The 24,767-nt window shown below is 65.2% G+C and carries 22 protein-coding genes; 5 read left to right on the forward strand and 17 right to left on the reverse strand.

The annotated features are described in order from the left end of the window. The first annotated feature begins 232 nt into the window (after positions 1-232). On the forward strand, positions 233-1,423 hold the full coding sequence (locus LLH00_18550; GenBank protein ID MCE5273283.1) for a glycosyltransferase family 4 protein: 1,191 nt from the start codon (positions 233-235) through the stop codon (positions 1,421-1,423). Here the strand turns inward: LLH00_18550 and LLH00_18555 are convergent. Together LLH00_18555 and queC are read right to left on the reverse strand one after the other, a co-directional pair. Then, positions 1,363-1,569, reverse strand: coding sequence for a hypothetical protein (locus LLH00_18555; protein MCE5273284.1), 207 nt, complete (start codon positions 1,567-1,569; stop codon positions 1,363-1,365). The two genes, LLH00_18550 and LLH00_18555, sit on opposite strands and share 61 nt — an antisense overlap. Next, positions 1,566-2,255, reverse strand: a complete 690-nt coding sequence (queC, locus tag LLH00_18560; protein ID MCE5273285.1) for a 7-cyano-7-deazaguanine synthase QueC — start codon at positions 2,253-2,255, stop codon at positions 1,566-1,568. Before queC ends, LLH00_18555 begins: the two co-directional genes overlap by 4 nt. Positions 2,256-2,472: 217 nt before the next feature. Between queC and LLH00_18565 the strand changes: the two genes are divergently transcribed. Beyond that, positions 2,473-3,234, forward strand: a complete 762-nt coding sequence (locus tag LLH00_18565) for a sugar phosphate isomerase/epimerase (protein ID MCE5273286.1) — start codon at positions 2,473-2,475, stop codon at positions 3,232-3,234. Positions 3,235-3,314: 80 nt separating this feature from the next. Here LLH00_18565 and pta read toward each other — a convergent pair whose 3' ends face one another. The 9 genes from pta to LLH00_18610 all read right to left on the reverse strand — a co-directional run bounded on the left by pta (position 3,315) and on the right by LLH00_18610 (position 16,036). Next, entirely contained in the window at positions 3,315-4,304 is a 990-nt protein-coding gene (pta, locus tag LLH00_18570; protein MCE5273287.1) for a phosphate acetyltransferase, read from the reverse strand. Between the two features lie 126 nt (positions 4,305-4,430). Beyond that, positions 4,431-5,021 (reverse strand): DJ-1/PfpI family protein, encoded by a 591-nt coding sequence (locus tag LLH00_18575; protein ID MCE5273288.1) that lies wholly within the window; start codon positions 5,019-5,021, stop codon positions 4,431-4,433. Between the two features lie 19 nt (positions 5,022-5,040). Further along, positions 5,041-6,246 (reverse strand): PLP-dependent aminotransferase family protein, encoded by a 1,206-nt coding sequence (locus tag LLH00_18580; protein MCE5273289.1) that lies wholly within the window; start codon positions 6,244-6,246, stop codon positions 5,041-5,043. Further along, entirely contained in the window at positions 6,246-7,574 is a 1,329-nt protein-coding gene (locus tag LLH00_18585) for a phenylacetate--CoA ligase (GenBank protein ID MCE5273290.1), read from the reverse strand. Before LLH00_18585 ends, LLH00_18580 begins: the two co-directional genes overlap by 1 nt. Positions 7,575-7,745: 171 nt before the next feature. Continuing rightward, a complete protein-coding gene (locus LLH00_18590; protein MCE5273291.1) occupies positions 7,746-8,465 on the reverse strand; it encodes a UDP-N-acetylglucosamine diphosphorylase in 720 nt (239 codons plus the stop codon). Continuing rightward, positions 8,458-9,390 carry a hypothetical protein gene (locus LLH00_18595; GenBank protein MCE5273292.1) on the reverse strand — a complete coding sequence of 311 codons (933 nt, stop codon included), beginning with the start codon at positions 9,388-9,390 and terminating at the stop codon, positions 8,458-8,460. The genes LLH00_18590 and LLH00_18595 overlap by 8 nt, the downstream gene beginning before the upstream one ends. A gap of 168 nt (positions 9,391-9,558) precedes the next feature. After that, positions 9,559-11,331 carry a BamA/TamA family outer membrane protein gene (locus LLH00_18600; GenBank protein ID MCE5273293.1) on the reverse strand — a complete coding sequence of 591 codons (1,773 nt, stop codon included), beginning with the start codon at positions 11,329-11,331 and terminating at the stop codon, positions 9,559-9,561. A 323-nt stretch (positions 11,332-11,654) separates the two neighbouring features. Then, on the reverse strand, positions 11,655-15,161 hold the full coding sequence (locus LLH00_18605) for a hypothetical protein (GenBank protein MCE5273294.1): 3,507 nt from the start codon (positions 15,159-15,161) through the stop codon (positions 11,655-11,657). Next, positions 15,161-16,036 carry a hypothetical protein gene (locus tag LLH00_18610; GenBank protein ID MCE5273295.1) on the reverse strand — a complete coding sequence of 292 codons (876 nt, stop codon included), beginning with the start codon at positions 16,034-16,036 and terminating at the stop codon, positions 15,161-15,163. The genes LLH00_18605 and LLH00_18610 overlap by 1 nt, the downstream gene beginning before the upstream one ends. A gap of 161 nt (positions 16,037-16,197) precedes the next feature. On the opposite strand from LLH00_18610, the gene LLH00_18615 reads away from it, so the two are divergent. The 3 genes from LLH00_18615 to LLH00_18625 all read left to right on the forward strand — a co-directional run bounded on the left by LLH00_18615 (position 16,198) and on the right by LLH00_18625 (position 18,364). Further along, positions 16,198-17,508, forward strand: a complete 1,311-nt coding sequence (locus LLH00_18615) for a family 1 glycosylhydrolase (protein MCE5273296.1) — start codon at positions 16,198-16,200, stop codon at positions 17,506-17,508. Between the two features lie 257 nt (positions 17,509-17,765). Then, positions 17,766-18,179, forward strand: coding sequence for a transposase (locus tag LLH00_18620; GenBank protein ID MCE5273297.1), 414 nt, complete (start codon positions 17,766-17,768; stop codon positions 18,177-18,179). Next, positions 18,101-18,364, forward strand: coding sequence for a transposase (locus tag LLH00_18625; protein ID MCE5273298.1), 264 nt, complete (start codon positions 18,101-18,103; stop codon positions 18,362-18,364). Before LLH00_18620 ends, LLH00_18625 begins: the two co-directional genes overlap by 79 nt. 180 nt (positions 18,365-18,544) lie before the next feature. On the opposite strand, the gene LLH00_18630 is transcribed toward LLH00_18625, so the two are convergent. The 6 genes from LLH00_18630 to LLH00_18655 form a co-directional block, all read right to left on the reverse strand. Beyond that, positions 18,545-20,098 carry a DoxX family protein gene (locus LLH00_18630; protein MCE5273299.1) on the reverse strand — a complete coding sequence of 518 codons (1,554 nt, stop codon included), beginning with the start codon at positions 20,096-20,098 and terminating at the stop codon, positions 18,545-18,547. 214 nt (positions 20,099-20,312) lie between these two features. After that, the gene (locus LLH00_18635; protein ID MCE5273300.1) at positions 20,313-21,395 is read right to left on the reverse strand and encodes a hypothetical protein; all 1,083 of its coding nucleotides are present in this window, start codon (positions 21,393-21,395) and stop codon (positions 20,313-20,315) included. 104 nt (positions 21,396-21,499) lie between these two features. Further along, positions 21,500-22,600, reverse strand: a complete 1,101-nt coding sequence (locus tag LLH00_18640; protein ID MCE5273301.1) for a sugar kinase — start codon at positions 22,598-22,600, stop codon at positions 21,500-21,502. A gap of 288 nt (positions 22,601-22,888) precedes the next feature. Beyond that, the gene (locus LLH00_18645) at positions 22,889-23,896 is read right to left on the reverse strand and encodes a uroporphyrinogen decarboxylase family protein (GenBank protein MCE5273302.1); all 1,008 of its coding nucleotides are present in this window, start codon (positions 23,894-23,896) and stop codon (positions 22,889-22,891) included. A 49-nt stretch (positions 23,897-23,945) separates the two neighbouring features. Then, positions 23,946-24,281, reverse strand: coding sequence for a VOC family protein (locus LLH00_18650; protein MCE5273303.1), 336 nt, complete (start codon positions 24,279-24,281; stop codon positions 23,946-23,948). 32 nt (positions 24,282-24,313) lie between these two features. Next, the gene (locus LLH00_18655; protein ID MCE5273304.1) at positions 24,314-24,757 is read right to left on the reverse strand and encodes a hypothetical protein; all 444 of its coding nucleotides are present in this window, start codon (positions 24,755-24,757) and stop codon (positions 24,314-24,316) included. Positions 24,758-24,767: the final 10 nt, after the last annotated feature.

A 24,767-nucleotide genomic window follows, 5' to 3' on the forward strand; every position in this document is an offset into this window, starting at 1 on the left:
TCCCTAACCGGACATTGCTGGGCAAGACCGAAAGGACGAAACAAGGACGGGCGGACACGCAGATCCGCCCCGCATTTTTACACATTACGGTTTGCCTTGGAACGGCTCGACAGCCTCCGGCCCGGATTGAACCGGCGGGGATTTTGCGGTATTATATAGTGGATCGATGGTCCATAGCGGGGCGTAAAAAGATCCTCCCCGTGCCACCCGTTCCTCCGCCAGGACACACTCCATGACACAGACCCTCCCAAGCCCGGCGCAGCCGCTTCGCCTGCTCGTGCTGGCCAGCGCGGATGTGGTGCACACGCGCCGCTGGGTGAGCTATTTCCGCTCCCGCGGCCACACGGTGCAGCTTGTCACCCTGGAGCCCTCACCCGGGCGCGACCTGGAGGAGAAAGTCCTGCCCACCGCGTTCCTGCGTCCCCTGGCGCTGCGCTACAGCCTGGCCGCGCCCGCGCTGGCCCACCAGGTGCACCGTTTCCGCCCGGACCTGGTCAACGCCCATTACGTGCCCGGTTACGGGTTCCTGGCAGCGCTGGTGCGCTCGGCCCGGCCCCTGGCCGTGACCTGCTGGGGCTCCGACCTTCTGGTCAACGCTGGCCGCAGCCCGCTGCACAGTCTACGGACCGCCCTGGTCCTGCGCGCCGGGACGCTATTCACCTGTGACGCCACGGTGCTGGCCGACAAGCTGCGCACGTTCAATGTGGAAAACGACCGCATAATCTGCTCGCCGCTGGGGATCGAAAAAGAGATATTCTTCCCGGCCGAACCGCAGCCCGAGCCTCCGGCAGCGCGTTGCGGCGAGCCGGGACGTCCGTTCTCGATAATCAGCACGCGGCGCCTGGAGCCGGTCTACTGCGTGGACACCCTTCTGCGCGCCGCGCTGATCCTGCGCGAGGCGGGCTGGAATTTCAGGCTCTCGGTGGTGGGCGAGGGCAGCGAGAGGGAACACCTGGAGCATTTCGCGGATTACTACGGCCTGGGGGAACGCCTGAGCGGGTTCCACGGCTGGCTCGACCCGCCCTGCCTGGCAGCGTCCTTGCGCGCCGCGGACATCTACGTGTCGTGCAGCCGCTCGGACGGGGCCTCGGTGTCGCTCCTCGAAGCAATGGCCTGCGGCGCTTTCCCGGTGGTGAGCGATATCCCCGGCAACCGCGAGTGGGTGGGCGATGGGGTGAACGGGCTGCTGTTCCCGCCCGGCGATTTCGGCCGTCTCTCCGAGTGCCTGCGCCGCGCCATGACCGACCAGGCCCTGCGCCGTCGCGCGCGCGGGCACAACCTGAAGCTGATCGCTGCGCGGGCGCTCTGGGAGAACAACATGCAGGTGGTGGAGGAACGGTTCATCCGCCTGGTGCGCGGCTCTCAGGCCGGGGCGTTGCCGCGGGGAAGGCAGAACGGGCAGAAACCGGTGGAGCGGTCGTAGTCCCAGCAGCGGCGGAACGAGCCGAAGGGCGGAGCGTCGCCCAGCACGCAGTCCTCGTCGAAATCCAGGCACAGGCGCTCGACCCGCATGCGTTGGTCCTCGCGGCGGACCTCGCCGGGTCTGTCCGGGCGCAGGAGGTCTTTCATCGCGCCCCCGCCTCGTACGGGATCGGGTCCTCCACCCCGGCCTCGCGGAAAGCGCGCAGGCGCAGGGCGCAACTGTCGCAGCGTCCGCAGGCGCGCTGTTCGGACCGGTAGCAGCTCCAGGTCAGCTCGAACGGCACCCCCAGCGACAGGCCCAGCCGCACGATCTCACTCTTCTTCATCCCGATCAGCGGGGTGCGGATGTCGATGCGCGTGCCGGGACGGGTGCCCAGGTCCACCGCGCGCTCGAAGGCCTCGAAAAAAGCGCGCCGGCAGTCGGGATAGCCGCTGGAGTCCTGCTCCACCGCCCCGATGTAGACCGCGTCCGCCCCCTGCACCTCGGCCCAGGCCACAGCGGCCGAGAGGATCTGCGCGTTGCGGAACGGGACATAGGTGCTGGGGATGGAGTGATTGGACAGGTCGGCCTCGGGCACGGCGATCTGCGGGTCGGTGAGGCTGGAGCCTCCGATGGCGCGCAGGTGGTCCAGGCGGATTAGAAGGGTGCCGGTTGCCCCGAAATGCGCGGCCAGACGGCTGAAACGCTCGCGCTCGGTGGACTCGGTGAGCTGGCCGTAATCGGCGTGCAGGAAAAACACCCGCTCGTGGTCACGGCAGGCCAGGGCCGCACAGACCGCGCTGTCCATCCCGCCGCTGGCGCAAACCACCGCGCTGCCCGATTTATCCGTCATGATCGTCTCTCTCCTGCATTGAAATCCCGTCTTCGATTCCCGCCCCGGTCCGCGCGGACGGTTAAATATGTGTCCGGCGCCGGTCCGGCGCAAGGGTGGCTCAGACGGCTCCACCTTGACAAAGCCAATCAATGTCCGATATTTTAGCTTATCGAATAAACCGTGTCGCTATGTGCGGCGCAGTGCGGGGCAATGTTCAGCTTAAGGAGGCCTCCCTTTGATTAAACTCGGTCTTTGCAGCGTGACTTTCCGCAAGATGAGCGTGGACGAGGTTATCCGCACCGCCCGTGACACCGGCCTTCAGGCTATCGAATGGGGCGGGGATGTCCACGTGAAGCCCTCCCTGGGAGCGGAAGGTATCCGCCAGATCGCGGCCAGATGCGCAGCCGCGGGGCTGGCAACCCCGAGCTACGGCTCGTATTTCAATGTCTACGAGCACGAGCCCGCCGCTTTCATGCCGGTGCTGGAGGCCGCAGCGACCCTGGGAGCGAAGGTGATCCGGGTCTGGGCCGGCTGGATCGAGGCGGTGGAGCTGACCGGCGAGCAACTGGCCAAGATAGCCGCCAACACGCGCGACATCGCCGACCTGGCCGCCGCGCGCAAGGTCAAGGTGGCTTTCGAGTTCCACAACAACACCCCGACCCACGGCGGCGACCACGCGCTCAAGCTCCTGCGCGCCATCGACCATCCGAATGTTTTCTCCTACTGGCAGGTGCTGCCGTTCGACAGCTATGAGAAAAGCCTGGACAACCTGGTCAAGGTGCTGCCCTATCTGGCGATGGTGCACATGCAGAACCCGCAGGGCATGGATGACCTGGGTCCACTGGCCGACCGCGAGAAGGATTGGCGCGGCTATATCGGCAAACTGAAAGAGGCCGGCTGGAAAGGCTGCATGTTCTTCGAGTTCAACCTGGACAACAGCCCGGCCCAGTTGGCCAAGGACGCGGAATTCATCCAGCGTATGCTCGAAGAGGTCTGAACCGGCCAAGCCTGGAACATAAAAACGGAGGGGCGGGTCAGTTGACCCGCCCCTTTTGCTTTTTCACTTTCAGCCAGGGTTCAACTGACTGCGGTGATCGCGGTGACCGAGACGATATCATCCACCGAGCAGCCGCGCGACAGGTCGTTGACCGGCTTGGCGATGCCCTGGATCAGTGGTCCGTAGGCCTCGGCCCCGGCCAGGCGCTGGGTCAGCTTGTAGGCGATGTTGCCGGCGTTGAGGTCGGGGAAGATGAGGATGTTGGCCTTGCCGCCCACCGGGCTGCCGGGGGCCTTGCTGGCCGCCACTTTCTCGATCAGGGCGGCATCGCCCTGCAACTCGCCGTCCACGATGATGTCCGGCCGTTTCTCTTTGACAATATTCGTAGCGTTAACAACTTTATCGACCAGGGCGTGGCTGGCGCTGCCCTTGGTGCTGAAACTGAGCATGGCCACGCGCGGCTCCACGCCCAGCATGGTGCGGAACGTGTCGGCCGTGGTGATCGCGATCTCGGCCAGCTCCTGGACATTCGGGTCGATCACCAGGCCGCTGTCGGCGTAGAACAGCACCCCCTCCGCGCCCCAGCGCGGGTCGGGGTGGACCATCATGAAATAGCTGGAGACGATGCTGATCCCGGGACGGGTCTTGATAATCTGCAGGGCGGGCTTGAGAGTCGCCGCCGTAGTACATTGCGCCCCGGCCACGTAGCCGTGGGCCAGGTCCTCCTTGACCAGCATGGCGGCGAAATACATATGTGTCTTGAGGGTCTCGACCGCCTGCTCCTCGGTCATGCCCTTGGCCTTGCGCAGCTCGTACAGGCGTCCGGCCAAACGCCCGGCCAGCTCGGTGCCCTGCACCGGGATGATCTCGGCCCCGCTCACATCCGCGCCCACTTTCCTGGCATCCGCCAGGATCGTGTCACGCTCTCCCAGCAGGATGATCTTGGCCAGGCCCTCGGCCAGGATGATCGGCACAGCCTTGAGCATGCGCTCATCGCCCGATTCCGGCAGGACAATGGTCTTGCCCGCGCTGCGGGCTTTTGCCTTGATACGGCTGATAATGTCGGACAAGGGAATCTCCTTAGCTTTTACTGTTGTTTCGGGGGCCGCAGCCGCCCGAGGCCGTCTATTCCCCATCGAACACGGGGATCGTGTTTGGTTTCATCCACCGGCGCACCGTGGCCCCGCGGGATGTGGTCAATAATAGCCCTTCGGCATGACTCCACTCTTGAACGCCCTGTACCAGCCCTCGCGCATCTGCGGCGTGGCGATATCGAGCAGCTCGAATATCTCCCGCGCCGCCTCCAGCGCCCCCAGGCCGCTGGCGGTGATCACCCCGCGGTCGGTCACGGCCAGCTTGTCCACGTAGAGCGCGGGGTTCGTGGCGTCCGGGGCCACGCGCTCCAGGTATTCGCGCGAATTGCTGGTGTGCCTGCGCTGGCGCAGAATACCGGCCCGGGCCAGCACGGTGGTCCCGGCGCAGAGCGCGGCGATGGGCACCCCGGCCCGCTCCATGCGCCACAGACAGTCCTCCACCTCGTCCACGGGGTACTGCTGCTCCCACAGGTGGCCGCCGGGCAGGATGAAAACGAGTGCTTCTGAAGGGTCTATCTTAGATATGACAGTCTGGGGCACGACATGCAAGCCGCCCATCGAGACCACGGTCCCGCCGTCAAAACCGGCCGCCTCCACCTCGAGGCCGCCGGTGCGGCGTATCTCGGCCAGGGCGAACCCGATTTCCCAGTCCGCGTAGCCGTCGAACACGAGCACGTAGGCTTTCTTCGGCATATCGACCTTCCCGTACAGCTTACAGGATCGAGCGCAAAGCCTCGGCCACGCGCGCGATCCCGGTGGTTATCTCCTCGCGGCTGGAATTGCTGAACGCCAGGCGCAGCTTGTTCTTCCCGCCGCCGTCCGCGTTGAACGGCTCGCCGGTCACGAACGCCACCTTGCGCTCGAGGCTGGCGCGCAGAAGGTCCTCGCTGTCCAGGTGTTCCGGCAGGCTGACCCAGACAAAGAACCCACCGGCCGGGTGCGACCAACTCACGCCTTTCGGCATCTCGCGCTCAAGGCACTCAAGCATCAAGCGGCATTTGCCGCCATAGACCTGGCGCATCTTGCGGGTATAGACCGGCACGTGCCCGGCGGCCAGGTAATCGGCGGCCACCACCTGGCTGTAGGAGCAGGAACAGGCGTCCTCGCTCTGCTTGGCGGTCTCGCAGCGGGCGATCAGGGCCTCGGGGCCGGTCATCCAGCCCAGGCGCAACCCCGGCGAGAGGATCTTGCTGAACGTGTTGACCAGCACCACCCGGTTGTCCACGTCCCGGCTCTTCAGGTTGCGGTAGTCGGAGGGCCCACCCGTGAAATACAGCTCGTAGTAGGGATCGTCCTCCAAGATCAGGATGTCGTGCTTGGAGCAGACCTCGTACACTTTGTCCCGGCGCGCCTGGGTCAGGCTCAGGCCCGAGGGGTTCTGGAAAGTCGGGTTGGTGTAGAGAAACTTGATCCGACGGCCGGCCTTGCGCAGCGCAACTATGGTCGCCTCCAGGCGCTCGGGCGGCAGGCCCTGGTCGTCCAGCTCCACTCCCACCGCCTCGGCCCCGTAGCCCGCGAACGCGGCCAGCGCCCCGATAAAGGCCGGAATCTCGACCAGGACCACATCCCCGGGGTCGGTCAGCACGCGGGTGAGCAATTGCAACGACTGCTGCGCCCCGGTGGTGGGCAGCACAGCCTGTCCGGCGAAGCTCACCCCGCCCAGGGCGACATAGGCCCGTATCTGCTCCAGCAGCGGCCCGTAGCCGCCGGTAGCTCCGTACTGAAGCGCCAGGGCGCGCTTGCGCTCATCCCAGGCCGCGGTGATCGCGTTGATCTCCTCGTACGGGAAATGCTCGGCATCCGGGCTGCCCCCGGCCATGGAGATAATGCCCGGCTGCCCCATCAGTTTCATAAGCTCGCGTATCTTACTGCTCTTTAGCCGGCTGCCGGCCAGGCTGAAAAGATTGCTCACATCCATCATTTACTCCTGTTGTCTATCACCCGCTTGGCCTTGCCCTCGCTGCGCGCGATGGTCCTGGGCTCGACCAGCTTCAGGTCGACCCCCAGGCCGAGGGTGGATTCGATCGACCGCTTGAGTTTCAGGTGGTGCTCGTGCAAGCGGCGCATCTCGTCATGGAACAGCGACTCGCTCACCTCGACCTGGATTTCCAGACGGTCGAGGTTGTTCTCGCTGTTCACGATTATCATGTAGTGCGGCTCCACGTGGTCCACCTCCAGCAGCACGCTCTCGATCTGGCTGGGGAACACGTTGACCCCGCGGATAATGAGCATGTCATCCGTGCGGCCCGAGGTCTTTTCCATCCGCGCCGTGGTGCGGCCGCAGGCGCAGGGCCTGTCGGTCAGACGGGTCAGGTCCTTGGTCCGGTAGCGCAGCATGGGCAGGGCTTTCTTGGTCAGCGTGGTGAGCACCAGCTCGCCGGACCGCCCGGAGTCGCGCTCCACCGGGGCTTGGGTATCCGGGTCGATCAGCTCGGGCAGGAAATGGTCCTCTTGGATGTGCATCCCGTCCTTGCACGCGCACTCGCCGCTCACTCCGGGTCCAATGATTTCGCTCAGGCCGTAGTTGTCCGTGGCATGGATGTCCAGGGCCTGCTCGACCTTCTCGCGCATCCGGTTGCTCCAGGGTTCCGCGCCGAACAGCCCGATCCGAAGTTTCAGCTCAGCCGGGTCCATGCCCATCTCGCGCATGGTGTCGCCGATGTAGAGGGCGTAGCTGGGTGTGCAGACCAGGGCCGTAACCCCGAAATCCTTGAGCAGCTTCACCTGGCGGCGGGTGTTGCCGCTGGAGGCAGGGATCACCGCCGCGCCCACTTTCTCCATGCCGTAATGCAGCCCGAAACCGCCGGTGAACAGGCCGTAGCCGAACGCGATCTGCACCGTGTCCTGGGCCGTCACCCCGGCGGCGGTGATAAACCGGGCGCAGACCTCGGCCCACAGGTCGAGGTCCTCGCGGGTGTAGCCCACCACGGTCGGGTTGCCGGTGGTGCCGCTGGAGGAGTGTATCCGCACCAGCTCGGTCTGGGGCACGGCGAACAGGCCGAACGGGTAGTTGTCGCGCAGATCGTCCTTGGTGGTGAACGGCAGGTGGCGCAGGTCATCCAGCGAGCGGATATCGTCCGGTTTCACACCGGCGGCCTCCATCCGGCTGCGGTAGAAAGGCACGCGCTCCCAGCACCAGGCGACTGTCTGTTTAAGGCGCTCGGTCTGGAGGCGGCGCAGCTCGCTGCGTTCCATGCATTCGAACTCGGGATGGCGGATATTGCGGGGCAGTGGGAGTTTGGGCATTTTACAGTTCTTCTTCGGTTGGATTGAAAGCGTCGGGTTAACGACTCGGGGCGGTGCGGGCCACCCCGGCGCGGGCCCGGAACACGTCCGGGCGGGTGCGGCATTTGACCGGAGCAGTGTTCTATAGGGCTTTGATTTATTTTCGTTTTTTCACGGCCGGTCTACAGCCTGTCAGACAGGCGGCGGCAAGTCCCGGCGGCGGCGCTTCACCAGCTCGAAACTCTGCCGGACCTTGGCGATCGTATCGGCGTCCAGACAGCCGCGCCAGGAGGCGCCGGGGTAGACAACCGAGCGCGGCCCGAGCAGTGAGCCGGGGTTGAGCACGGCGTTGCAGCCGACCTCGGCGGAGTCGCCCAGCACGGCCCCGAATTTCGGCAGGCCCGTGTCCAGAACGCGGCCGTCCGGCGCACTCACTGCCACCGTGCCGCCGCTCAGCTTGACGTTGGATATCTTGACCCCGGCCCCCAGGTGCGCCCGGTGGCCGAGGATGCTGTCGCCGACGTAGGCGAAGTGGTAGACCTCCGCCCCCTTGTGTAGGATACAGTTCTTGAACTCGCAGCAGTAGCCCAGGATCGAGCCCGCCCCGGCCAACACGCCGCCGCGGAGGTAGGCCCCGCTGCGCACCACGCAGCCGGGTCCTATCAGGGCCGGCCCGGGGATCGAGGCCCCGTGCTCCACCACCACGCCCTCGCCCAGGCTCACCCGCTCGCCGATAAATGCCCCCGGGCTGACTCTGGCCGAGGGATGCACTCCCGGAACCAGATGTCTGTCCAGCAGCTCCGGTAAGCGTTCCAGCGCCTGCCAGACATATTCCACCCCGTCGTACAGACCCTCCAGGGGCCAGTACGCCGGGTCGAAATAGTAGCCGGGTGTGAGCTGCGTCTCAGTCATCTTCCAGCCCGGTGCTGTCGGTCAAAGCCCCGGCCTTGAGAGCGTCGAGCAGACGCGTATGCAGCTTTCCATTGGCCGAGCAGGCGACGTTGATACGCCGGGAGGGGTCCTCACCGAACGCCACGCGCTGGCCCTCGAATGTGGTCGCCACGCAACCGGCGCGCTCGGCCACAGCCAGGCCGGGGAATATTTCGGTGCAGCGCTGGCCGAAAGCCAGGCAGGCATCCGCCTTGCCGGCGGCCACATCGCAGAACCCGGCGGGCCCGCTGTTGGGCAGCAGGAACTTGACCCCGCGGAACTGGAGCTTGAGCTTCTCGACCGCGGGAAAGTGCCGCACGGGTTTCATCAGATAGACCTCGAGCTGCGCCTCGGCCAGCTTTTCGGCGCCGTTGGGCGAGATAGTGCGCCAGTCGACCAGCTTGCCGGCATGGTCCAGCCGCCCCTCGAAGGCGCTGCGCGCGCCGGAGAATGTCACCGAGCGCTCGGGGATATTCACCACAACCGAGGCCAGCGAATCGGCCAGCTCGGGACGGACCGGGCGGGTATAGATGGCAAGGGCCGAGACTGCGACCGACTGCAGGCCTGGCTTGTTGAGCAGAGAGCTGTCGAACGGGGCGCTGACAAAATAGACCGGGCGGTCGTGCTCGACCTCGGGGGCGCAGCGGGGCTCCTCTTTCAGACGGCCGGCACTCGCGCTTAGGAACACGGTGTCAATCCCGCGCTCGGCCAATTGCTCGATGTAATAGTCCTCCATCTCACCTTCCAGGGTCATCTGTCCATCCACACCCGCGCCGCCCCCGGCTGCCGACCTGACAGCCCGGCCCGGCAAGGTCTCCCCGGTCCCGAATATCCCCCCCCGCAGGAGAGCCTGCGCGGCAAGTTCCAACCCGAGCCTGACCCAGGCGGCGGTGACACCGCTTTCCATCAGTCAAACCCTCCGGCGCGCCCAGTGAAAAAACTATACTCTAAACAAAACAGGTTTGGAAATATATACGACATTTTCCTCTATCTCAAGTAAAATCAGGCCTTCCTAAACGCTATTCATTCATTGTTTTCCAGCCTCAAGACAAGTTATCCCGCTGCGGGGTGAGAATTAAAACAGCTCGCTCAGGCTCAGGTGCAGACGGGCCTGCCCGGGTCCGCGACCCGGTTGCAAACCCAGGGCCAGCCCCAGAAGGCCCAGGCGGCTTTCGAGCTGCATCCCGGCCCCGTAACCCTGCAATGTGGCAGTCTCCCAGCGCGCGCGTTCCATCCCCTCCGGCGCGCGCTCCGGGGTGTCGGGGGCCTGGACCGTGCAAAGGTCATAGAACAGGAACACCCGCCCCAGCTCACCAATCGGCCAGCGCTGCTCCAGGCTGAACCAGAAAGCCCGCCTGGCGCGCAGTTCCTCCTCCGGGTGTCCGCGCACCACGGGCCCGCCCTCGCGTGAAACTCCGCCCACCGGGATACGGGCCTGGTAGGGCAGCTCGGCCACGCTGGAACTGCCACGGGAGACAAAGCTGTAGCCCGCAGCCAGGGCCGCCACCGGCAGGCCCCGCGTGACCGGGTGATAAGCCCGCAGCTCCACCGCGGCGCGAATCTCGCGCCGGTCGACCGCCTCCACGCTGCGCCTTCCGGCCGAGCCCGTGGCAGTCACCCGGCTGCCCAGCCTTGGATTGTAGGGATTGTCCAGGTCGGAGCGCTCGTACAACCCCTCCACGCTCCAGAGCGAGCCGCTCCGCGACAGCTCCCAGGTCTCGCTGCCGGGGCTGGTCTTCTCATAGCGCGCCCCCAGGCCCAGACGGCCGCAGGCGCCGGCCGGGACAGTCAGGCGCAGGGACGCGCCGGTGCTGCTGTAGAGCGAGTCGCGCAGGCTCTGGGAGAGCATGGCCTCCAAGGCCAGGCCGGTCCCGAGGAGCCAGGGCTCGCGGTAGGAGACCTCCAGCGAGCTCCAGTCGCGGCGCGGGTGCTCCCAGCTCACCCGCGCCCGCCGCGCCGTGCCGAACAGGTTCGCCAGCTCCAGATGGAAATAGCCCGAAACAGTCGAGGCCCCGGAAGCCCCGCCCGAGCCCAGGGCCGCCTCCAGACGGCTGGCGGGGGCCTCTTTGAGCGGCAGGCTGACATCCGCGCGCCAGGAGTCGCGCCCGGGGGCCACCCGCACCTGTCCGGCCTCGCGGAAAAGGCCCGAGCGCAAGAGCCGTCCGCGGGCCGAGCGCAGCCCGGACTCGCGGTAATCCGCGCCAGGCTCCAGCCCGGACAGGCGCAGGGCCGTCGCCGGACGGGTGAGACTCAGGCCCGGGAAACTCACCTCGCCCAGACGGCAGCGGCGGCCGGTTTCCAGGCGTACTGTCAGTTCCAGCCAACGGGCCGTGCTGTCCAGGCTCACAGCAGCCAGTTCCACCCGGCAGAACGGGTAACCCCGCTCGGCCACGGCGCGGGCCAGACGCTCCAAGGCCAGCTCCACCCCGGTGCGCCCGGCGGCCAGGCCGCGGCAGCTCTCCAGGGCCGGGCGGAGAGTCTCCCGCTCCGGGGAAACAGTGCTGTCCAGGCTCACCCGGCCTATCCGCGCCCGCGGGCCGCTCTCCAGGCGCAGACGCAGGCCATCGGTGGAGGTTTCCAAAGAGAGCAGGCGCGCGGCATAGTAGCCCCTGTCGGCGTGGAGGCTGCGCTGCACGCTGTCAAGGAGCGCCCGCGCCCCAGCGGCCCGGAAACTGTCGGGCAGGGCGGCGCGCAGGACCGATTCCTCCAGGGCGCTGCCGCCTGTCAGGTGCAGAGCCTCCCGCCGCAGCCAGGGTGCAGGCTCATCCGCGGCCGAGCCAGCCGCGGGAAAGGCAACCGCGACCAACAGTACGAACGAGAGTAAGGGTTTTAAGAATCCGCGAGGCATCGAATCTCCCGATAATAAGCTATCGACTACCGACAGTTCCTTCATCTCCGCAGGGGCAATTCATGAATTGCCCCTACATCTTCCCAAGATTCACCCGTGCTTCCGCCCAATCGCACACACCCCGTCGGCTACGCCGCCACCCCTCTTTTTAGGGGATTTACGACTCCAACCCCACCCATCCACCAATTGCCGGTTCTTGTGTAGGGGCACGCTGCACCGTGCCCCAGCCTCCGTGTCATATCCAAAGCAATCGGCCCATTGTAGGGGCTACCGGCCGGTCGCCCCTACGGTAAACACCAGGCTCACTCCAAAACACCTCCCCCTCAGAACACATATTTCACCTCGGCCCGGCCATAGTTGACGAATCTGGAGCGCAGGTAATCCGTGCGGCCGGTGTAGCGCAGGTAGAGAGTCATGCGCTCGGTCGGCTCCACGCTCGCCCCGGCCGTGGCCTCGTAGCCCGAGCCGCTGGAGGCCAGGCCGAGGATATCGACCAGGGTCACGTCCGAGATGCCCTCCCCTGTCACCCGGAACGCGCTTCCGCCCGCCTCGATCCGTCCCCCGCGACCCAGGAAACGGGTGAGTGTGCCCCCCAGGGCGTAGCGCCCGTACAGGGCGCGGCTGCCTCCCTCCAGGCGGTGACGGGCTGCGTCGGCCTCGAGCCCCACCCGCCAGGCGCCGGTGATATCCCAGGTCAGGCGGTTCTCCAGGCCCAGCGAACGCACGGCCCGCCCCGAGCCGTTGAGGTTGGTGCGCGCGCGGCGGCTCCAGGACGGGGTCGGGTCCCACTGGACATGCCGCGCCAGGGGGATACGCATCTGCAGGCGCAGGGTGCGCTCGCCGCTCTCCTCGAACCCGCTTTCGAACCGGCGGTCGAATCGTGAGTTCCAGAGCAACTCCAGGCGGCTGTACACCTCCGGGTCGGCCCACTGCACGCTCAGGTCGGCGTTGATCAGCGTGCCGCGCATCACCGCCCCGTCCTTGTCCCCCAGCGCCGAGGGCAGCAGGCAGTAGAGCTTCCAGCTTTCGACCGAGGTGTTCTCGCGCTCCAGTTGCACCGTGCTGCCGGCGGTGATGCGCCGGATGTGGGTGGCGGCGGTGTCGACCCAGCCGGTCAGGTCGATATTTTCACGCGAGGTCAGGCTGAGCGTGGCCGCGGCACGGGGGTCGATCCCGCCCACGATCACCTCGCGGCGGTGGGTGCCCTGCTCCTTGCCGACCCAGGTGCCGTCGGCCAGGTACTCCCCCTCGTCCGGGTAGCGCTCGGGCAGATAGCGCACCTGGGAGCGCAGCGAGGAGCCGTGGGATATCTCGTACAGAAGGTGCGACTGAAGCGCCCCGGCGAAACTCCCGGCGAACATCTCCAGCCGCCCGGCGGTGGAGGTGGCGCGTTCCTGGAGGGTGCGGCTGAACCGGCGGCTGCGGTGGCCGAGCCGCCCGCTCAGGCGGAACGAGCCGCGTCCCTGGTAGCTGAAATCGGCCTCCGTGGCCTGGACCGTGCTCTCGCGCCGCCAGTCGGCGGAAGCACCGGACAGGCTGTCCCAGGGAAGATAATCGTTGCCGCGCTGGTAGAAAGTCAGCCCGGTCTCGAAGCGGGGTGAAAAGCGCGCGCTCAGGCGCGGCTTGAGCTCCAGGTGCCCGATCCCGGCCGAGCCCGTGCCGTAGAGGCTGGCCGGGCCGCTCTCGCGCTCGCGCTCCAGGTCGAGGCGGGGCTGGAAAAGGCCAACGGCGGTGCGTAGGGAGAGGTTGTCGCGCAGACGGTGGCCCGAGGAAAGGGAGCTGTCGGCGAGGCTTTCCCCTGCCGGGGCCAGGCGTGTCGAGCTGACATTCAGGCGCTGCCAGGCCGCCTCCAGCTCGCGGGCCGGGCGGAACTCCAGGCCGTACTCGCGGCGCTCGGCCTGCTCGTCGTTGCTACGGCTCAAGCCGCCGTAGCCAGCCGAGAGGGCCAGGCCGCGGGGAAGGTCGAGCCGGGCGCTGGCCGCATGGCTGTTCTCACCCACCCCGGAGCCATCCTCGCCATCCGCCAGGGGACTGAGGTTCCAGGCGCGCTCGAAATCCGGCCCGTAGCGCCGTCCCTGGTACGTGAAGTCTTTCCCAACCCGGCTTTCCTCCCCGCGCAAGGTCAGCCGCACCCCCGGCAGAGCGGCCAGGCCCAGGGTGTCCAGGCTGAGGCCCAGGCTGTGGGCCAGGGCCGCGGGCAGCCCGGCCCCGGAGTAGAGGTTGAGCGAGCGCTTCAGCATCGCGCCCTCGCCGCTCAGGCTCAGATGCGCGGCCGGGTGCAGCTCGAACGCCGCCCCGGCGCGGTCCTGGCGCTGCGGCGGGCTGAACCGTCCCACCGGCTCGAAATTCCCCAACCCCTCACCCACGAACATGTAGCCGCCGGTGGAGCTGTTGAACACGTAGGAGCCGCGCCAGTCGCCGACATCCCGGAACGTGAGCATCCAGTCGCCGCCGCCCGGGCCGGCGTACTCGAACACGGAGCCCGCGCCGCCGTCGCCCCCCCCGCGCAGGTTGTACTCGCCCTTGCCCGGCCCCAGGTAGCGCACGCCCGAGAACTTGAGGCTGTCGGCGCTGACACCCTGGCTTTCCAGCCAGGCCCGCTCCTCGGCGGTGAAATCCTCGCCCAGGGGGCTGGACTCCAGGTCCGACTCGCGGATGAAATAGCCCCGCACCTGGCCCAGCTTGCCGTCAAGCCCGCCGGTCAGGCTGTAGAACGATTTCTTGAACGAGAGGCTGGTGTACTCGTAATCCACCTCGATACGGCTCTCCGCGCCCAGGATATGCCGCTCGGTAAAGTACAGCACGCCCTGGGTGTAGTCGATGGTGTAGTCGGCGCGGGCGCCGCGGGTGAGCCGGTTGCCGTCCAGGTAGACATGCTCCGTGCCCACCAGCACGCGCGCCGGGGCGCCGGTCTTGTCCGTGAGCTGGTAGGGTCCCTGGCTGCCCTCGCGGGCGTTGAACCGCAGGCTGTTGAACGTGCCGCCGCTCAGGGCCGCCGCAGCCGAAACCTCGGCGTCGCCGCGGGTGAGAGTCCCGGCCACCCCATCCAGCTTGCGCTCCACCTGGGCGAAGCGGAAACCGTCCAGCCGGAAATCGTAGTCCCCCAGCTCGACCGAGCCCAGAGGGGAATTGAGCCGCACCGAGACCTCGTCCAGCTCGCGCAGCTCGGTGCTGCGGCCCTCGGCGGTGAGCGGCAGGTCCTGATCGTTGAGACGCAGACTGAGGCTGGTGGTGCGGCTCAGCCGCCCGGCCACCTCCAGGCTGAGGTTCTGGTCCAGGGTGGTCCCGCCCACACCGCCGCCGCCGGCCACGGAGACGCTCTTGGTCCCGCTTATGTCGAACCCCACCAGGCGGAAACCCTCGGCGGCATCGCCGGCTCCAGCCTCGGCCCCGCGCGGCAGGCTGTCCGGGCGGAGCACGGCGGAAAGCTCCAGGGTGTCGGGCGCGAGGTTGTCGCGGCTGGCCGAGCGAAGGCTGTAAGAGGCGGGAAAGGTGAACGGCCAAGTGCGGTAGCGGGCCACGAGCGGGCCGGGAGCGGGCGGAAACAGGAAAGTGAGCCGGCCGCCCACGGCATCCAGACTGTAGAGGCTGTCGGGCAGAAGGCTGTCGCCGCGGAACAGGCGCAGGCTGCCTGGAACGACATAGCGCGCGCCCAGCCTCAGGCTGCTGTCGGCCAGGACCAGGCTGTCGCAGCGCTCGATTGTGCTAACGGTCCCGGCCTGCGCCTGCCCGGCGCTTAGCGCCGTGAGCGGGACAAGAAGCCAGGCTGCGAGGACGAGCGGAATGACGGGGGCCGCCGCCGTGCGCGCAACACTGTGGCCCCTGGGCATCAGTCCGGGCGCTCCTTGGTATCGATCACCAGCCGGGGCGGATTGTCCATCAGGCTGTAGAACCCCGCTCCAGGCACATTGAGGATATCGCGTAAATTATCCCGTAAATCCGTATCCGTCGTGTCGGCGTTGCTCATCCAGCCACTGGCACTCGGCCCGACCACGTACCGCCTGCCGTCACGGGTCAGGATCAGCGGAGCGCCATAGCAAAGTGACAGTCGCACCGGCTCGGCGTGCTCCCCGCTGAGCGCCAGGGCCAGACCTTTCTGCCCGGAAAGGGAGTTGGAGCTGATCCCGCCGCTGCCCGGCCAGAGGAAAAAGACCTGCTTGCCCTCGGCGTCCAGGGCCATGTCCAGCGGCTCGGCGGCCACCTCCGGCCCGCCGGGAGGGAACGAGAACAGACTGCGCCCACTGTCGTCCAGCAGGTGCACGAGTCCCGAGGCCCGGTCGTAGACTACGAACTGCCGTCCTGCGGCCAGGTCGAAAAAGATCGGGTCCGTGGCGAAAGGAAGGTCCAGGCTGCCGCGTATCTCGCCCCGGTAGTCGATGCGCCAGACCTTGCGGTTGCCGCGGTCGGTCAGGTAGAGATAGAAACCGTCCGGACGGCTGAGAAACGACGGGTCGATAAACGCCTCGCCGCTCTCGGTGCCGTCCGTGCGCCACATCTCGCGCCCATCCCGCGGCGAAAACTTGTGCAGGCGGGCGTGCTCACGGTCGAGCACGAACACCTCGCCCGAGCCGCCCACAGCCAGACGCCAGGGCGTGAAGCTCTCCGCTCCGCCGGCTGGCAACAGCGGCAGCTCGACACGGGCGGTGAAACCGGGAACCGACCCGAGCAGGGCCAGGAAAGTCATTGTGACGAGCAGTCGGCGCATGGATGAAACCTTTCGCCGCCCGGCGCGAAAGTCAAGAGAATCGAAGCAGTTACCCCGGTTCCGTATTTGCTTGACTTGCCGGACCGGGAAAGCCAGATTTCTACGTGCGACGCACCGGTACGAGCGACTTTTTGGGGACCACATATCAAGCGGAGTGGAGAATGCTTTCTTCCAACGGCTTCGACAAGGCGACTTTCCCGAAGGATTTCCTCTGGGGCTCTGCCACCAGCGCCTACCAGGTGGAGGGCGGCAACTATAAAAACCAGTGGGCGCGTTGGGAAAGCCAGGGCAAGATCGAGAACGGCGAGCGCTGCGGCCGCAGCGCCAACCAGTACGAGCTTTACGAGGGCGATTTCGACCTGGCGGTCGAGTTGAAACACAACACCCACCGCCTGGGGCTCGAATGGAGCCGTCTGTGCCCCGAGGCCCCGGACCGTTTCGACGAGAAGGAAATCGCGCACTACCGCCTGGTGCTCGAAGCGCTCAAAAAGCGCGGGCTCACGGTTTTTCTGACCCTGCACCATTTCACCGAGCCGCTCTGGTTCTTCGACGCGGGCAGTTTCACCCGGTCCGGCGCTGAGCGCGACTTTGCGAAGTATGTGAGCCGCGTCGCCAAAGAGTTCGGCGACCTGGTGGATTTCTGGATCACGTTCAACGAGCCGCAGGTGGGGATGATGGGAACCTACTGGGCCGATTTCCCACCCGAGAAGAACGACCTGGAGCTGACCGCGCGCGAGTTCGCCGGGCGGCTGCGGGGGCACGCCGCGGCCCGCACCGCGATCAGGGAGCAGCGTCCCGGCGCCCGGGTGGGGTTTGTCAACTCGATCAGCGAGTTCCTTCCCCACCGGACCCAGGATTTTCTGGACACCACCTACGCCGGGCTGTACGACTACCTCTGGAACCGCATCTGGTACGAGGCCCCCACCACGGGCTGGATCAGCCTGCCCAGCGGCGGGCCCGACCAGTTCGTGCCGGAGCTGAAAGACTCCTGCGACTGGTGGGGGGTCAATTTCTACACCGATCAGCGGGTGGACTCGCGCGACCCGCGTGGCGTGACCAACGCCCTGCGCGGCGAGCGGGTGACCCAGATGGGCTGGACCTGGCAGCCGGCCGGCCTCTACCGGGCGCTGCAGCGCTACTCCAGCCTGGGCAAGCCGCTCTACGTGACCGAGAACGGGATCGGCACCCTGGATGACCTGGAGCGCGTGCGTTTCGTGGCCGACCACCTGCGGATTGTCTCGCTGGCGGTGGAGAACGGCATGGACATCCGGGGCTACCTCTACTGGTCGCTGATCGACAATTTCGAGTGGGCCAACGGGTTCCGTCCCCGGTTCGGGCTGATACACGTGGACTACGAGTCCCTGGCGCGCACGGTCAAGCCCAGCGGACGGTTCCTGGCCGAGGTGATTGAGGGCGGCGCGGTGACCAGGACCCTGATGGAGAAATACCTACCCGAGAGCTACCGGTTTTGAGACGGGGCATTTATTTTCAGTTCAGCCTCGATTCCCGCAGGGGCTGCCGTAAAAGGGCAGTCCCTTTTAATTTATGGAGGTACTTGAGATCAAAGGGAGCAGTAAAAATCTGACCGGCGCCAGGGGATATGGAATGCCAGGCCAGAGCGGGGAGATAGTATTCAAGCCTTATGATCAGAACCAGTTGAGCTTGCTGCCGCCGAGTTTTGAGGAGTTGGTCCACGCCAGTGCGGCTGGTGAACGAGGCGGTGGAACGGATGCATGTAGAGCCGTTGTTGAGAGGATATAAAGGCGTGGGGACATCGAGTTATCATCCGAAGATGTTGTTGAAAGCGTTAGTATACGGATACAGTCAGCAGATATATACATCTCGGCGGATAGCGAAGGCGTTACGAGAAAATGTGCATTTTATGTGGTTGAGTGGCGGGAACCGACCGGATTTTCGCACGATCAACCGGTTTCGGTCTTCACGTTTGAAGGCAGTGATAGATGAGGTGTTTGCGACGGTGGTGGCGTTGTTGGTGGAGGGAGGTCTTGTAGACCTGCGGGAATATTTTCTGGACGGGACAAAGGTAGAGGCGAATGCGAACCGTTGCAACTGCTGCGACAGCAGGCCAGAGAACGCCTGGAGTCTGAACAAGGCCGCTATTACAGGGCCAGACGGCCGGTGAAGGTTGAATCGGTCTTCGCTCAGATAAAACATAACCGCCAGTTCAGGCGCTTCCTGCTCCGCGGATTGGAAAAGGTAAACATCGAATACAGATTGGCAGCCATTGCACACAACTTGATAAATGGGGGAAATCCACACACTTTTCCCCCCATTTCATCAAGTCAACCTATCGATAAAAACTCCTAAAAACACACAACTAAAAAAACAGGACCATCCTCTTTCAGGATGGCCCTGTGTCGGAGCTTTTGGGACAACCCCAAGGTTTTTCAGGCGGCCGCAGGGGCTGCCCCTGTAGCGAATATAAATACAAAAAGGCCGTCCCCCGTGCCCTGGAGACGGCCTTCGCAATGCTGAACTGGAACCCTCTTACGCCATCCAGCGGCGCTCGCGGCCCAGGTCGGAGCCGAGCACGTCCAGCGCCAGGTTGACATCCTCCACGAGCTGGAAATCGTACATCCCCACGCAGATGAAATCGGCGCCGCTCTTGAACGAGTAGGGGAACGCCACCTTGGGCTCGATAGCCCCGGCGGCCAGGATCTTGAACGCGATCCAAGGCTCCTCCAGGCTCTTCATGTACTCCACGGTCTCGACCGGGTTGTCGCACCAGATGTTGTCGCACTCGGTCTCGCCCACCCGCGCCGACCAGTAGTCGACATGGTGCAGGGTCTTGACCCAGAAATCCGGCTTGATCCCCAGGGCCACGCAGGCCTTGACCGTATCCAGCTTGTGCGCGCCCACTCCGGCGGGAAGGCCCTGCGAGCGGATGTAGTCCACCGCCTTGCCGATGTCCTCGACCTTGCCCTCCTTGAGCAGGCGGTCGGAGATGCCGCCCTGGACGTAGCAGGCGTTCGCGCCGCCGTCCACGCTCACCTTGATCCCCTCGATCGCGTCCCCGCCGTAGGCGCAGTCCGAGATGAACTGGATCTTGCCACCCTCGCGCCGCCAGTACTCGTTGATCACGCGGGCCAGCACCGGGTTGGTGATGATCGCGTTCACGCCGCAGCGCTCGGCGAGCTGGAAAGTCTCGAACACTTTCTGGTCCGTGTGGTAGGCCTTGACCAGCTGCGAGGCGTAGATCAGGTCGCGGGCGTGGGCCCAGCCGCCGATCAGGTTGCCGCCCAGGATCATCCGGCTGAGCGGCATGTCCTTGATCTTGCCCTGGGGCAGGCTGCCCTTGAGCTCCTTGAGGCCGGAGAAATGGAAAGTCTTTATCGTGGCGCTGGTTACGGCCTCGGCGCCCTGGGCCGCCAGGAGGTGCTTTTCCTCCCAGCTCTCCCAGCCGCGCTTTTTCAGCACGGAGTAGACAAACCCGCCGAACACCGGCAGGGTGATGAGCGGGGTGAGTATCTGCCGCCGGCTGACCAGTCCGGGCGGGACCGGGGCGTTTTTCACGCTGTCCATCACCGGGTTGGCTTTCGCTGCGGCCGGCTCGGGCTTGGGCGCGGCGGCCCCGCGGCGGGAGGCGAACAGGCCATCCAGGCCGAGGAACTTACCTGTGGGAAACAGCGAGATCACCACCAGGGCCAGGGCCTCGACCAGGTTCTTGTCGATCAGAAGGTAGCTGCCCTCGGTGTGGGTGGTCAGCGGCATGCGGATCAGCGGCGGGTGCGCCGTGTAGTACATCGCCAGCAGAAGGATGCCGCCCGCCGCAGCCACCCGGGAGAACGCCCCGAACATCAGCCCCAGGCCGACCAGGGTCAGGCCCCAGGCGTTCAGCTTGTCCACTATTGACATCAGGTTGGGGTTGGCCACGATCCAGCCGAAGACCCGCGAGCTGTCCAGGTAGCCGGCCGCGCTCCAGGACGGGTCGAGTAATTTCACCACGCCCTCGTACAGAAAATGCCAGCCGATCGCGATCCTGAGAACGGTGAGGAAAGAAAGCTGCACCGTGGTTAGTGTGCTGTTGCGCTCGTTCTCCATGCCGGGTCTCTCCCCTGAAAAGGGTGTGCGCTGGAAAAACAATAGTTCGGAATCCGGATGAACAGGACCGGAAAAAACGCAGGCAGGCTGCGTTTTTTCCGTGGATTGATCTATGTTCGATTAACCGGCCCGTGGCCGGATTTTGAGCGGAGAGACAGGACAGAACAGTCCAATACGTTTAATTTAGCAGGGGGCCTGGAAGTTACAAGAAAAATCAGCGGTAGGCCCCGAACTCTTTCACCGCCTCCACGAACGCCAGCACGTTCTCCCAGGGCACCTCGGGCTCGATCACGTGGGAGGGGCCGATCAACAGCCCGCCGCCCGCGCCCACGGTCTCGATGCGGGTTTTCACCTCGGCCCGCACCTCCTCGGGCGTGCCGAACGGCAGGGTGTGCTGGATGCCGATTGTGCCCCAGAACGCCAGACGGTCGCCGAAGAGGCGCTTGAACTCGGCCGGGTCCACGCACTCGGGCTGCACGGGGTTGAGGATATCCACCCCGATCTCGATCAGGTCCTCCACCACCTGGGTCGCCTTGCCGTCCGTGTGGTAGAAAATCAGGCCGTCCGGCTGGTAGTGCTTCGCGCACTCGATTATCGTTTTCATCCGCGGCTTGAGAGTTGCGCGCCACAGTTCGGGCGGGATCAGCATGCCGTGCTGGTTGGCGATATCATCCCCCAGCCAGAGGACATCGTAGCGTCCCCCGACAGCGGCATAATGTTCGAGCTGCCACAGGCGCACCTCGGTCCAGCGGTCGTAGACCGCCTCGCACAGCTCCGGCTCGGTGAGCAGCATCACGAGGAATTCCTCCAGGCCGTACCAGGGCCAGGCGACCTCGAAAATGGTCTCCGCGCCCAGCGCCAGCGCGCTCAACCTTCCCTTGCGGTCGATCTGGTCGATCCGGGCCGCGGCCTGGCGGTAAATGTCGGGGTTCTTGTAGTCCGGCAGGGGGAAAGAGCGGATTGCAGTCAGGGAGTGCTCGGTCAGCGGAGGCACCATCTTGGTGAAATGCAGCCCCTCGGTCTCCTCGTGCAGCACCCCGTAGCGGTCGAAATGGAATTTTTTATCCACGGGCAGACGGTCGCTGTAATAGGCCTTCTGGTAGTCGAACGCGGCGCGCGGCTCCAACACCTCGTGGAACTCGACATCCAGGCCGAAATAGTCGAAATGGTTCGTGCTGCCGCTCTTTTCGACAAAGCGGTCCCAGGCCGCCCCGGCGAACCCGCCCGACAGGTCGAACGGCACGCGGTCGGGGGGCATGCGGTGCAGGGCGCGCAGGGCTCTTTCCTTGGAGTTCATGGCCGGACCTCCCGGGCGGAGGATGTTGATCGACTGACCTGGGGACACACCACAAAAAAAGGGCTGCCCCAATTTGCGGGGCAGCCCTCGAAAGAGCAATGCAATCAGCGCTGCACCCGGGCTCCGCCGCCTTTCATCACTTTCTCGACTTCCTTGAGCGTGGCCATGGTGGTATCCCCCGGCGTGGTCATGGCCAGGGCGCCGTGGGCCGCGCCGTAGTTGACCGCCTCGGCCGGGGTCTTGCCGTTCATCAGGCCGTAGATCAGGCCGCTGGCGAAACTGTCGCCGCCACCCACGCGGTCGTAGATCTGAAGGTCGGGCCGCTGCAGGGCCTCGCTGAACTCGCCGTCCATCCAGAGGATCGCGCCCCAGTCGTTGGTGCTGGCGGTCTTGGCGTTACGCAACGTGGTGGCCACACCCTTGAAATTCGGGAAATCCTTGACCACGTTGCCGATCATCAGCTTGAACCCCTGCGGGTCCAGCTTGCTCAGGCCCTTGTCCACACCCGGGACCTCGTAGCCGAACGCGGCGGTGAAATCCTCCTCGTTGCCGATCATCACATCCACCAGCGGGGCGATGCGCCGGTTGACCTGCTTGGCTTTCTCGGTGCCGCCGTGGTTCTGCCACAGGCTGGCCCGGAAGTTGAGGTCGAAGCTGGTGATCGTGCCGTGCTTCTTGGCGCATTCCATGGCCTCGATGATGAAATCGCCGGTGGAGTCACCCAGGGCGGCGAAAATGCCGCCGCAGTGGAACCAGCGGACCCCGTCCTGCCCGAAAATCTTCTCCCAGTCGATATCGCCGGGCTTGAGCTGGCTGGCGGCGCTGTTGGCGCGGTCGGAGCAGCCCAGGGCGGCGCGGCAGCCGAACCCGGCCTCGGTGAAATTGAGGCCCACGCGGCAACTACGTCCCAGCCCGTCATACGGCACCCACTTGACATAGCCCATGTCCACACCACCCTGAAGGATCAGGTCCTCCAGAAGGTGCCCGACCTCGCTGTCCGGAATCGAGGTGACCACCGCCGCGCGCATCCCGAAACACTTGCGCAGGCCGCGGGCCACGTTGTATTCGCCGCCGCCCTCCCAGACCCGGAAAGCACGGGTGGTGCGGATACGCACATCGCCCGGGTCGAGGCGGAGCATGATCTCGCCCAGGGAGAGGATGTCGAACTTGCAGCTTTCGGCGCTCTTGATTTTGATCGTGTTCATGGCTGTGGTTCCTCCTGCCTGCAGTTCAATATTTGTAAGTGAATCTTGATTCCGGCTGTGGGGAAAGCTCTTTCCGCCGACCGGACGCACGGGGGACGTATGGAGGGGAATAATATAAGGTTTCGCTCTTTCTGGCAAGAGGATGGGGAGGGCTGTAACACATGCGGGCGATATTATCTGTTTGCATGGGATTATTGCATGTAGGGGGAACGAAGGGGATTTTATATAAAAGAGAAGGGCACGGCCTGCCGTGCCCCATAAATCAGCCGCAACCCGGATGGGTTCACCTCACCCCTGCCAGGGCACAGGCCCACAAAGGGCGCGCAGGTTGGCAGTCGGCGTGCCGGAGGGTATCTCGCAGCCCGCGCCCACCATGAACGGGTTACCCACGGTTTCGTAAGCGCGCAGCACTGTCTCGCGGATCGACTGGGGGTCACCTGCGGCCACGCCCGCGGCCGGGTCGATGTTGCCGCAGAGGGTTACGCCGTTTCCCACGGCCTGACGCGCCCGGCGCATGTCCACCATGTGGTCCACGTCCAGGATGTCCACCCCCAGAGCGGAGATGCCGGGCAACAGGCCGCTGATGTTGCCGCAGATATGCAACCGCACCCGCGCCCCGAACGAGTGCACTGCCTCCACAAGCTGTTTCTCGCGCGGCTGTATCAGGCGTTCGTATTGATCGGGCGAGACCTGGCTCGCGATGGCGTCCCCGATGCCCACCGTGTCCGCCCCGGAGTCCACCTGCGCCTTGGCGAACCGTATCCCCGCCTCCACGCAGCGGTCCATCAGGGCTTCGCAGAACGGCTCATCGTCCATCAGGTCTATCAGGAAATTCATCACCGTGCGCAGGTCGGCGGCCTCGGCTGCCGGTCCCTCGATCCAGCCCAGGATCGAATGCTCGCCCCGGTCGCGCGCCTTGAACAGGCGCACCGCCTCCACCCGGTCCAGCATGCGGCCGCCTTCGGCCAGAGGGTCGGGCTGCGGAAGGCTGTCCAGGTCTTTCGAGGCCTCCAGCGGCGGATGCGGGCAGCGCGGGACACCATCCGCCACGTAATGCACCGCCCCGCCGAAACCGTGGGTCTCGCGGTAGGGGTCGGAGATCACGCTGAGCTGGTCCATCCCGAAATCCCGCGCGCAGGCGAGATTGGACTCCACCAGCACCCGGTGGTCGCTGGCGAACGCGCCGTAGTTGGAGCCGATATGCTCGGCCGCGTACTGCATCAGGATCGGCAGGCGGGGCAGGAAATCGACAGAGTCGCCGCGCAGGATGGCGTTGTAGCGTTCGAGGGAGGTCATGGTCTGGTTATCCGGTAGGCTTTCGCGTTATGGGTAAAATATTACCGATTCACTTGTCGGGGCTGCGGTCCAGATACTGGATGAATTCTACCGGTGCGCCGTTGTCCTCGATAAAAGCCACCCGGAGGCCATCCAAGGGGCTGTTGGGCTGGATCAGGATTTTCTTTCCGGCCAGCTCCGCGCTCAGGTCATCGACCCGAAAAGCGATGTGGGGCACGGTCCGGACCAGCTCCGGCAGCGGGCTGCCCGGCTCGAACCGCATCCATTCGATACGGTACGGGCTGGTGTCGTAGCCCGAAACATACATCCCGAATTTCTCAAGGAAGGTTTCGCCTTCCCGTTTCACCTTGGTCGGTATGCCCAGGTGGTGGTATTCTCGTGCCATTTTTCCTCAACACGGGCCATGCGACATGAAAATCAATTTTTCTCTTTGAGCCAACCCCGCTCACAGAATATCTGCTGCACCCGCTCGAAATCCTCGACCGTAAACCCGATTTTCATCCTCTTGCCGCGCAGGCTGGCGATAAAGGCTTTTTTGCGCCCGCTGCGCCGCAGGTCCTGCGGGAACCAGGTGCGGAAATCGCCGGTGCCCTGGATGCGGTACTTACCGGTCCGCAGGTTCAAATCCACCGTGTCCAGAGAGACAATATCCCCCAGCCGCACGGTCTTGCGGCCGAAAGGCCCGAAATAGTAGCCGTTCAGGACAAACCGGTCGGGATAGAACTCGATCAAACGGTCCTGATAGAGCAGGCTCGCATCCTCGATCTTCCGTTTCCGGGCCGGAATAAAACCGATCACGATGATGAGGTTGGCGAGTAAGATCACCACCACCAGACGTATTATCAGCGGGTCGATCACCATCCTGGCGCCT

This window comes from bacterium (genome assembly GCA_021372515.1).
Lineage (GTDB): Bacteria > Gemmatimonadota > Glassbacteria > GWA2-58-10 > GWA2-58-10 > JAJFUG01.

Bases quoted from the DNA above. Each gene is read 5' to 3' on its own strand.
- LLH00_18635 (MCE5273300.1), bottom strand. From the start codon at position 21,395: ATGAACTCCAAGGAAAGAGCCCTGCGCGCCCTGCACCGCATGCCCCCC.
- LLH00_18615 (MCE5273296.1), top strand. From the start codon at position 16,198: ATGCTTTCTTCCAACGGCTTCGACAAGGCGACTTTCCCGAAGGATTTC.
- LLH00_18600 (MCE5273293.1), bottom strand. From the start codon at position 11,331: ATGCCTCGCGGATTCTTAAAACCCTTACTCTCGTTCGTACTGTTGGTC.
- queC (MCE5273285.1), bottom strand. From the start codon at position 2,255: ATGACGGATAAATCGGGCAGCGCGGTGGTTTGCGCCAGCGGCGGGATG.
- LLH00_18640 (MCE5273301.1), bottom strand. From the start codon at position 22,600: ATGAACACGATCAAAATCAAGAGCGCCGAAAGCTGCAAGTTCGACATC.
- LLH00_18620 (MCE5273297.1), top strand. From the start codon at position 17,766: ATGCATGTAGAGCCGTTGTTGAGAGGATATAAAGGCGTGGGGACATCG.
- LLH00_18605 (MCE5273294.1), bottom strand. From the start codon at position 15,161: ATGCCCAGGGGCCACAGTGTTGCGCGCACGGCGGCGGCCCCCGTCATT.
- LLH00_18595 (MCE5273292.1), bottom strand. From the start codon at position 9,390: ATGGAAAGCGGTGTCACCGCCGCCTGGGTCAGGCTCGGGTTGGAACTT.
- LLH00_18575 (MCE5273288.1), bottom strand. From the start codon at position 5,021: ATGCCGAAGAAAGCCTACGTGCTCGTGTTCGACGGCTACGCGGACTGG.
- LLH00_18585 (MCE5273290.1), bottom strand. From the start codon at position 7,574: ATGCCCAAACTCCCACTGCCCCGCAATATCCGCCATCCCGAGTTCGAA.
- LLH00_18550 (MCE5273283.1), top strand. From the start codon at position 233: ATGACACAGACCCTCCCAAGCCCGGCGCAGCCGCTTCGCCTGCTCGTG.
- LLH00_18610 (MCE5273295.1), bottom strand. From the start codon at position 16,036: ATGCGCCGACTGCTCGTCACAATGACTTTCCTGGCCCTGCTCGGGTCG.
- LLH00_18555 (MCE5273284.1), bottom strand. From the start codon at position 1,569: ATGAAAGACCTCCTGCGCCCGGACAGACCCGGCGAGGTCCGCCGCGAG.
- LLH00_18630 (MCE5273299.1), bottom strand. From the start codon at position 20,098: ATGGAGAACGAGCGCAACAGCACACTAACCACGGTGCAGCTTTCTTTC.
- LLH00_18655 (MCE5273304.1), bottom strand. From the start codon at position 24,757: ATGGTGATCGACCCGCTGATAATACGTCTGGTGGTGGTGATCTTACTC.
- LLH00_18650 (MCE5273303.1), bottom strand. From the start codon at position 24,281: ATGGCACGAGAATACCACCACCTGGGCATACCGACCAAGGTGAAACGG.
- LLH00_18580 (MCE5273289.1), bottom strand. From the start codon at position 6,246: ATGGATGTGAGCAATCTTTTCAGCCTGGCCGGCAGCCGGCTAAAGAGC.
- LLH00_18645 (MCE5273302.1), bottom strand. From the start codon at position 23,896: ATGACCTCCCTCGAACGCTACAACGCCATCCTGCGCGGCGACTCTGTC.
- LLH00_18590 (MCE5273291.1), bottom strand. From the start codon at position 8,465: ATGACTGAGACGCAGCTCACACCCGGCTACTATTTCGACCCGGCGTAC.